Here is a 6,095-nt window from a genome sequence, read left to right as displayed (position 1 = left end):
TTCTCCAACACCCCGGCCAGCGCGAACGAGGCTCCGGCCATCGACGGCAGCAAGCCGCCCATGGTCGAGCGCCTTGTCGAAAGGATGTAGTCGGCGAGGTAGGGGTTGTTGGGCGGGCGAAACAGCGCCGTGATGTTCATGCCGAAGGTCGCGGCCGCCACCGGCAGCAGCTCGAAATTGCCGAGATGGCCGGTGAAGACGATGTGCGGCTGCTTCTCGGCCGCGATCTCGACGAAATGCTCCGTTCCCTTGACCTCGACGCGGCCGGGCTTGCCGGCGGCGGGATCATAGTCGAACAGGGCGTCGAGGAAGATGTATTCGGCGGCAAGGCGGGCCATGTTGCCCCACATGTCGGAGGCGATGGCCTGGATTTCGCCATCACTCTTTTCCGGATAGGCCTTGCGCAGATTGTCGAGGGCGACCTGGTGGCGTCCGACCCTCGGACCGATGAGGCGAGCGACGCGGTCGGCAAAATTCAGCGCGCTGTCCACCGGCAGCAGGCGCAGCAGCGACATGATGATCATCGCGGCCCGCGCGACAAGCCAGTAATTCACCTGGCGCAGTTGCCTGCCATAGCGAAATTTCAGATCCCGGCGAAGCTTCTTGAGCACGGAAATCGAGGCTCTAGGCGACGCGCAGGATGATCTTGCCGAAGACGTCGCGGCCTTCCATGCGCTTCAGCGCGGCATCGATATCGTCGAAGCCGACCTCGGTGTCGATGACCGGCGCGACCTGTCCCGCCGCCATCTTCTGCATGGCGTTGGCCATGTTCTCCATGCGGCAACCGAAGGATCCGAGCAGTTTCAACTGCTGCTGGAAAAGCTGCATCAGGTTGATCTGCGTCGACACGCCCGAGGTCGAGCCGCAGGTCACCAGGCGGCCGCCGCGTTTCAGGCACAGCATCGAGCCGGCAAAGGTGTCGGCGCCGACATGTTCGAACACGACATCGACGCCTTTCTTCCTGGTCAGCTTGCGCACGACGCCCTCGAAGCGGTCGTCGCGGTAGTTGATGACATGGTCGGCGCCGAGCGCCTTGGCCCTGTCGATCTTGTCATTCGAACCGACCGTGGTGATGATCGTGCAGCCCATCCGCTTGGCCAACTGGATCGCCGCCGAGCCGATGCCGGATCCGCCGGCATGGACAAGGATCGTCTCGCCGGGCTGCAGCCTGGCGTTGTCGAACAGCATGTGCTCGACCGTACCAAAGGTGACGGGCGCTACCGCCGCGCCAATGTCGGTCACGCCGGGCGGGGCGGGGACCAGCAGGCGCGCCGGCAGGTTGATCTTCTCCTGCGCGAAGCCGTCGAGATGGAAGCCGTGAACGCCCGAAACATGCTCGCAAAGATTGTCGCGGCCTTCGCGGCAGGCCCGGCACAGGCCGCAGGTGCGTGCGCCGTAGATCGATACCAATTGCCCGGGCAGCAGGCTGGAAACGCCGGGGCCGACCGCCTCGACCTCGCCGGAAGCCTCGGCACCGACGACCAGGGGCAGCTTGCGCTTGGCGAAGGCCATGCCGCGCCAGCCCCAGACGTCGATGTGGTTCAGCGCCACTGCCCTGATGCGCAGCGTCACTTCGCCGAGCGCGGGTGGCGGTGGGGGCGGCAGGTCCACCGTTTCAAGGCGGCGGTCCTCGATAAGTTGCAGTGCGCGCATGGAGCCTGTCGGTTCTGTTAAGCGGAAAGGGCTCGCTTAGACCGGTTCCCGCGCCATGACAAGGCAAGTGTTCTGGCCGCCGAAGCCGAAGGAGTTCGACAGAACGGTGCGAACCTGCGCGTCGCGCTTCTTGTTTGGCACGACGTCGAGCGCGATCGCGGGGTCGGGATTGTCATAGTTGATGGTCGGCGGAATGACGCTTTCGCGCATCGTCATCAGCGAAAACGCCGCTTCGACAGCGCCGGCCGCGGACAGTGTGTGGCCGATCATCGACTTGTTCGACGAGACCGGCATCGAGCCAATCCGCTCTCCGAACACGGTCGACAGCGCCAGATGCTCCATCTTGTCGTTCTCGGGGGTCGACGTGCCGTGAGCGTTGACATAGTCGATCTCGTCTTCACTCAGGCCCGCATCGGCGAGGGCGGCGCGAACCGCGGCAATGGCCGGCGAAGCGTCCGGCTTCGAGCGGGTGCGGTGAAAGTCGTCGGCCTTCTCGCCGCAACCGCCCAGGACTCCGAGAATAGTCGCGCCGCGAGCCAATGCCGCTTCAAGCGATTCCAACACCAGCGCCCCGGATCCCTCGGCCAACACGAAGCCGTCGCGATCCCTGGAGAAGGGCTTCGATGCCTTTTCGGGAATGTCGTTGTGCGTGGAGAGCGCCGAGAGCAATGAGAAACGGATCAAAGCCTCGGCGGTGGCAGAACCGTCAGCGCCGATCGATAGCGCACGGTCGCATTCGCCGCGCCGGATCGCCTCGACACCGAGCTGGATCGCGGTCGCTCCCGAAGCGCAAGCCGTCGACAGGGTGATCGGCAGACCGCGTGTGCCAAGGCGGTCGGCAAGGCGGTCGGCGATCGAGCCGAACTGGGTGGTCTCGAAAATATCCAGCTCTTTCAAGCTACGCGCCACCCGAAGCAGTCTTTCGGCGGCGGTGTCGTCCTTGTCCTTGTCGGAATTGTAGAGCGAGAAGCGCTCGGCCCAGTCGAGTTCGACCGGCGGCGATGCGAGGAAGAGCGGTCCGCCGAAATCGCTGGAATTAAGACCGGCTTCAGTCACCGCTTCGAGGCCGGCAAGCTCGGCTAGCTCATAGGTGAGCGGGCTGGCACCTTTCGAACTCGACGGCAGGAAATCGACCATGCCGGAGATGCGGGTGTTCAGTTGATCGATGGGAAAGCGGGTGATCGGGTGAATACCCGACTTGCCTGATGTCAACGCCGCCCAATTGTCTGATTTGCCGACACCAAGCGAGGTGACCACGCCGATGCCGGTGACGGCGACAATTGGCCTGCCCATGTGATCGTTCAGATTGGCCATCTGGAGCCCTCGAGCGTTTATCGTTGCAGCATGGATCGCGCAGCGCCGCGTTACGCGGCGTTGACCAGCGCCATGCCCTCGAATTGGTGATAGCCGATCGCCGTTGCAAGGACGGTCGCGGGAACGCCTTCGAACGGCTTCTCGGCTGTGGCATCGAAAACAGGGTAGGCGGCCTTGCGGTCGACGGCGAGTGCCGCCAGCGCCACGGCGAACGGAAACTGCGCTTCCTTCATATGCCCGGTCAGCGTCGAGAAGCCGCGCGTGGCAATCGCAGGATTGGCATCGAGCGCCGTTTTCTCGGCGGTGGTTGCGGCATGCGCGCCCGAGGCACCCGACAGGGCAAGCAGCTTGCCGTCCGGCAGCGCAGCCTGGCTGAGTAGTGCTGCGATCTCGGCGCCGAGCTCACCGCGTGAGCGCCTGGCGCGGCCGGAAACCACCGGTCCGAGCTCCGCATAGATCTTGCGCCCGCGGCTCACGGCGTGTTCGCGCTGCTCCAGCACCAGGAAGGCACCGCCGGATCCAGTGACGATGCCGCCGCCCTCGGCACCCTGTCTTTGCCACACAGGTTTCCAGGGGCCGCGATGCAAATAGCCGGCAAGCTCGTAACCTAGCAGCATGTCGGAATGTTCGGTCTGGAAGGCGCCGCCGACCAGGATGTGCGTCGACTGGCCGGAGCGGATTCGCGCGGCGGCCGTTTCGACGGCGGCGACGCCGGCGCCTTCCTCGCCCATGAAGGTGCGCGACGAGCCGGTCACCTTGTGGACAATGGAGATGTTGCCGGCGAGCAGGTTGGAGAGCTGGGCCAGAAACAAGGTCGGCCGCAACTCGGTGGTCAGCTTCTCGTTGAGAAGCACGTCGCGGTCGTTGCGGCTTTCCGAAGCGGCGAGGATGGCGGCATCGACCGCCTCGTCGCGCTCGCCGCCGCCGGCAGCCACAACCATGTCCATGGTCGTGCAGAGCTCGTCATTGCCCTTGATGCCGGCATCGTCCAACGCCAGGCCTGGGGCATAGGTGCCGAGCCGCTGCCATGTTTCCATCTGCCGCTGATCGCCGCGCTTGGCGATCTGCAGGTTCCAGTCGATCTCCGGCAGCGGATGGACGGTATAGGGCGCGAACCGCGCGGCTTCGAGCACCGGCTGCAAGCCCGGCTGCGCGAGCTTCTGCCAGTGTGCGTCAGGGCCTTCTCCCAAGGAGGAGACAATGCCGATACCAGTGATGACGACGTCGTGGGGGCTGCTCATGAGCGGCTTTGTGGGTCAGGCGGCGCGGCCCGTCAAGGCCACGCGCCGGCCGATGTCAGGCAGTCTTGGCGGCAACCAGCGCGTCGATCTTGGCGCACAGGTTCTTCATGACGAAGTAGTCATCGGTCGAGGCCTTGCCGTCATTGACTTCCTGGGTCCACTTTTCCAGCGGCACCTTGATGCCGAATTCCTTGTCGATGGCGAAGACGATATCGAGGAAGTCGAGGCTGTCGATGCCGAGATCGTCGATCGTGTGGCTCTCGGGCGTGATGGTGTCGATATCGATCTCGCTGGTGTCGGCAATGATCTTGGCGACTTTGTCGAACGTGGTGGAGTTCGTGGTGGACAAGGGCTTTTCCTTCTTTGCGGGCGGAATCTGTCCGCAGCTTGTTTGGGCGCTGTCTAATCGGTTTTTCCCGGCAGGAAAAGGCCTGATAAGCCGCGCGCAGATGGGGAGGGCGCGTTGAAAAGGCAAGAAGGGCCGCCGGTCAACCCGGCGGCCCTTCCCATTGACGTAAGGTCAATGCTTGGTTCGATGCATGTCGTCATCCCAAAACCGGAACCACTTAGGGACATGCATCAGCTCTCGCGAAGCTTGACCAGGTCGTTCAACAGCCCGCCCGTCCCGTTGTGGACGGTCAGCCGCTCGACCTTGCCGGCGATGGCTTCCAGGGCCTCGAGCTCCTTCAGCCGCAGCATCACCGGGTTCTCTGCCATCACCTTGGCCGTGTTGAGCAGGGAACGCGTGGCGTTCGTCTCCTCACGGCGGCGGATGACGTTGGCCTCGGCCTGCTTTTCGGCCGAAACCACCTGGTTGAGGATTTCGCGCATCTCGCCCGGCAGGATGACATCCTTGAGCGCGATATCGCTGACCTCGACCCCGATCTCGGCCATGTCGGCCCGGACCTTGGCCGCGGCTTCCTCATCGACCGTCACCTTCTTTTCAAGGATCTGGTCAAGCGTCAGTGCGCCCAGCGTCTTGCGGAAGGCGTACTGCAGGGCTCGGTAGAGGGCCTCGGAGAAGTCCTTCACCGCGCTCACCGCCTTGACCGGATCGACGACCCGGTATTCGGCCGCGATGTTGACGCGGATCGTGACGCGATCCCTGGTCAGCACTTCCTGCCCGGCGACGTCGAGCGACTGGCGCTTGAGGTCGACGACCTTGATCTGCACCATCCGTCCGACGTTCCAGAAGCCGTGCACGCCGGCGGCAAGCGTCCGAATGAGGACACCGTCGACGAACAGCAGCCCGGCCTGACCATCCAGAACCGGATGGACGGACATCAATTCCGCCTTCCGAGCCTGGCCGAGCCGGCGCATGACCGCCGAATCGATGGCAAGATCGGCCGAGGTGTCGACCATCGTCACCTTCCACGGTCCGGCATCGGTCCACAGCACCAGCTTGCGGTCCGGCGCCAGCACGCTGTGCAAATTGCCGTCGCGCTCGATGACGGCGACCTCCGTGCGCCCGGTGCGGACGACGGTGAAATGACGCGCGGCCACGTCCGGGAGCTTGTCGAACAACGCCTTCTCGTACGCCGAAACGAATTCCGGGTTCCTCAGATCGTGCCGCGAGACTTCAAGGCTGCCGCGCCGGTTGGCGAGCCAGTGCTCACCCGGCAGCAGGACAGCCTTGATCTCTCCCTTGTAGAGAGTGAGGGCACGCTCATTTTCCTTTACGAGGACGCGCTCGCGCCCAAGAACCTGATCGAGAATAGTCATTGTCTTACTCCTGTCGGGCATGGCCCCATGCGAGGCGTCACGTCATGCGTCGATCTTCCCTTCGTTTCTCGTTTCACTTCCAATTCCGGCACGAATGATCCGGGGACCGGTGGCATCAATCCGTGGCGGGCCCTCGGGAGCGGATCGCGAGGCAGCGAAGCGGGC

The 6,095-nt window shown here is 64.1% G+C and carries 5 protein-coding genes and 1 pseudogene; all 6 read right to left on the bottom strand.

Going from position 1 to position 6,095, the window contains the following annotated elements:
* Positions 1 to 611 (bottom strand): annotated as a pseudogene (locus EOA36_RS24175) (lipid A biosynthesis lauroyl acyltransferase); the annotation flags it as partial.
* Positions 612 to 624: 13 nt separating this feature from the next.
* A complete protein-coding gene (locus tag EOA36_RS24170) occupies positions 625 to 1,653 on the bottom strand; it encodes a zinc-binding dehydrogenase (RefSeq protein WP_127279730.1) in 1,029 nt (342 codons plus the stop codon).
* 36 nt (positions 1,654 to 1,689) lie between these two features.
* Positions 1,690 to 2,967: a beta-ketoacyl-ACP synthase gene (locus tag EOA36_RS24165; RefSeq protein WP_127279729.1), complete on the bottom strand. Its 1,278-nt coding sequence runs from the start codon at positions 2,965 to 2,967 to the stop codon at positions 1,690 to 1,692.
* Between the two features lie 50 nt (positions 2,968 to 3,017).
* Positions 3,018 to 4,208, bottom strand: a complete 1,191-nt coding sequence (locus tag EOA36_RS24160; protein ID WP_127279728.1) for a beta-ketoacyl-ACP synthase — start codon at positions 4,206 to 4,208, stop codon at positions 3,018 to 3,020.
* 55 nt (positions 4,209 to 4,263) lie between these two features.
* Positions 4,264 to 4,557: an acyl carrier protein gene (locus EOA36_RS24155; RefSeq protein ID WP_027029416.1), complete on the bottom strand. Its 294-nt coding sequence runs from the start codon at positions 4,555 to 4,557 to the stop codon at positions 4,264 to 4,266.
* 230 nt (positions 4,558 to 4,787) lie between these two features.
* Positions 4,788 to 5,930, bottom strand: a complete 1,143-nt coding sequence (locus EOA36_RS24150; protein WP_189343748.1) for a slipin family protein — start codon at positions 5,928 to 5,930, stop codon at positions 4,788 to 4,790.
* Between the last annotated feature and the right edge of the window lie 165 nt (positions 5,931 to 6,095).

Origin of the sequence: Mesorhizobium sp. M8A.F.Ca.ET.021.01.1.1 (assembly GCF_003998025.1) — a bacterium.
In the GTDB taxonomy this organism is placed as follows: Bacteria; Pseudomonadota; Alphaproteobacteria; order Rhizobiales; family Rhizobiaceae; genus Mesorhizobium.
The sequence above is the reverse complement of the archived record's forward strand: the minus strand, read 5'-3'. Positions and strand labels throughout refer to the sequence as shown.

Excerpts from the sequence above, each read along its gene's own strand:
- EOA36_RS24150 (WP_189343748.1), bottom strand. The coding sequence starts at position 5,930 with ATGACTATTCTCGATCAGGTTCTTGGGCGCGAGCGCGTCCTCGTAAAG.
- EOA36_RS24160 (WP_127279728.1), bottom strand. The coding sequence starts at position 4,208 with ATGAGCAGCCCCCACGACGTCGTCATCACTGGTATCGGCATTGTCTCC.
- EOA36_RS24170 (WP_127279730.1), bottom strand. The coding sequence starts at position 1,653 with ATGCGCGCACTGCAACTTATCGAGGACCGCCGCCTTGAAACGGTGGAC.
- EOA36_RS24165 (WP_127279729.1), bottom strand. The coding sequence starts at position 2,967 with ATGGCCAATCTGAACGATCACATGGGCAGGCCAATTGTCGCCGTCACC.